This is a genomic window from Falsiroseomonas oryziterrae (genome assembly GCF_021864505.1).
Classification (GTDB): Bacteria; Pseudomonadota; Alphaproteobacteria; order Acetobacterales; family Acetobacteraceae; genus Falsiroseomonas; species Falsiroseomonas oryziterrae.
In genome coordinates this window covers 1-2,116 of the sequence record NZ_JAKJIB010000490.1, presented here as the reverse complement: position 1 = coordinate 2,116, position 2,116 = coordinate 1, and the positions used below count along the sequence as shown (strand labels likewise).

2 protein-coding genes are annotated in these 2,116 nt (G+C 72.6%); both read left to right on the top strand.

Going from position 1 to position 2,116, the window contains the following annotated elements; all coding sequences use genetic code 11:
- Positions 1-95 precede the first annotated feature (95 nt).
- The gene (gene murC, locus L2I40_RS22315) at positions 96-1,538 is read left to right on the top strand and encodes a UDP-N-acetylmuramate--L-alanine ligase (RefSeq protein WP_237217512.1); all 1,443 of its coding nucleotides are present in this window, start codon (positions 96-98) and stop codon (positions 1,536-1,538) included.
- A gap of 8 nt (positions 1,539-1,546) precedes the next feature.
- The coding region (locus L2I40_RS22310) for an FAD-binding protein (RefSeq protein ID WP_237217510.1) at positions 1,547-2,116 on the top strand (570 nt) is incomplete at its 3' end.

Below are 2,116 nucleotides of genomic sequence, written 5' to 3'. Positions count from 1 at the left end.
CGGCGGCGCGCGAGGCGCGGCCGGACGCGGCGCGGCGCCTCGCCGATCTCGTCCTGGCCCTGATGCGCGCGGACGCGCCCGTGGAGTCCCGCTAGATGCGCGCCCTGCCGCTCTCCATCGGCCCCATCCACTTCGTCGGCATCGGCGGCATCGGCATGTCCGGTATCGCCGAGGTGCTGCACAACCTCGGCTACCAGGTGCAGGGCAGCGACATCGCCGAGGGCTACAACGTCGCCCGCCTTCGCGAGGCCGGCATCCCGGTCGCGGTCGGACACGACGCCGCCAATCTCGGCGCCGCGCAGGTCGTCGTTGTCTCCACCGCGGTGAAGAAGGACAACCCCGAGGTCCAGGCCGCGCGCGCGCGGCTGATCCCCGTGGTGCGGCGGGCGGAGATGCTGGCCGAGCTAATGCGCCTGAAGTGGTCGGTCGCGATCGGCGGCACGCACGGCAAGACCACCACGACGAGCCTCGTCGCCGCGGTGCTGGAGGCCGCGCGGCTCGATCCCACCGTCATCAACGGCGGCATCATCAACGCCTACGGCACGAACACACGCCTCGGCGCCGGCGACTGGATGGTGGTGGAGGCCGACGAATCCGACGGCTCCTTCCTGAAGCTGCCCGCCGTGGTCGCCGTGGTCACCAACATGGACCCGGAGCACCTGGACCATTGGGGTACGGGCGAGGCGATGCGCGAGGGCTACGCGCAGTTCGTCGGCAACATCCCCTTCTACGGCTTCGCCGTGCTCTGCGCCGACCATCCGGAGGTGCAGGCGATGATCCCGCGCCTGTCGGACCGCCGCATCATTACCTATGGCTTCTCGCCGCAGGCCGATGTCCGCGCCGACCGCGTCATCACCGACCGCATGGGCGCCACCTTCGAGGTCGCGGTGCGCGACCGCGCGACGGGGCGCAGCCGCAACCTCAAGCCGATGCGCCTGCCGATGCTCGGCCACCACAACGTGCAGAACTCGCTCGCGGCCATCGCCATCGCGCTCGAGATGGACGTGGACGAGCAGACCATCCGCACCGCGCTCGCCGGCTTCAAGGGCGTGAAGCGCCGCTTCACCCGCACCGGCGAGGCCGGCGGCATCACCGTGATCGACGATTACGGCCACCATCCGGTGGAGATCGCGGCGGTGCTGAAGGCCGCCCGCCAGGCCGGCGCACGCGACGTGATCGCGGTGGTGCAGCCGCACCGCTACAGCCGCCTCGCCTCGCTCTTCGAGGAATTCTGCACCTGCATGAACGACGCGGGGACGGTGATCGTCGCCGACGTCTATTCCGCCGGCGAGCAGCCGATGCCTGGGATCGACCGCGACGGGCTGGTGGAAGGGCTGCGCGCGCGCGGCCATCGCTCGGTCGTGCCGCTGCCGGGGCCGGACAGCCTGGCGGAAATGGTCAATGCCATCGCGCGGCCCGGCGACTACGTGGTCTGCCTCGGCGCCGGCAACATCACGAGCTGGGCGCATGCGCTGCCGGAGCAGCTGACGGCTCTGCAGTCGCGCACGCGGCCGCGCATCGTGGGCGGCAGCAAGTGAGGGCGGGCATGGCAGAACACGCCGCGCTCCCGCCGCTGCGCGGCCGGGTCCAGGCCGCCGCCCCGCTCGCGCCGGTCACCTGGTTCCGAGTCGGCGGGCCGGCCGAATGGCTGGTGCGCCCGGCGGACATCGACGACCTGCTGCTGCTGCTGCGCGACCTGCCCGAGTCCGTGCCGCTGACGGTGATCGGCGCAGCCTCGAACCTGATCGTGCGCGACGGCGGCGTGCGCGGCGTGGTGCTGCGCCTCGCGGGCCGCGCCTTCGGCGCGATCGAGGTCGAGACGGACGGCATCGCCGCCGGCGCGGCGGCGCTCGACGCGACGGTTGCGGAACACGCGGCGGCGGCCTCGCTTGGCGGGCTCGAATTCCTCTGCGGCATCCCGGGAACGGTGGGCGGCGCCGTCGCGATGAATGCCGGGGCCTATGGGACCGAGGTAAAGGACATCCTGGACTGGGCGGAGGTGGCGACGCCGCAGGGGCTGCTGCGCCTCTCCGCCGCCGACTTCGCCTTCGCCTATCGCAAGGCGGCGCTGCCGGCGCGCGGCGTCGTGGTGCGCGCGCGCTTCCGGGCCACGCCG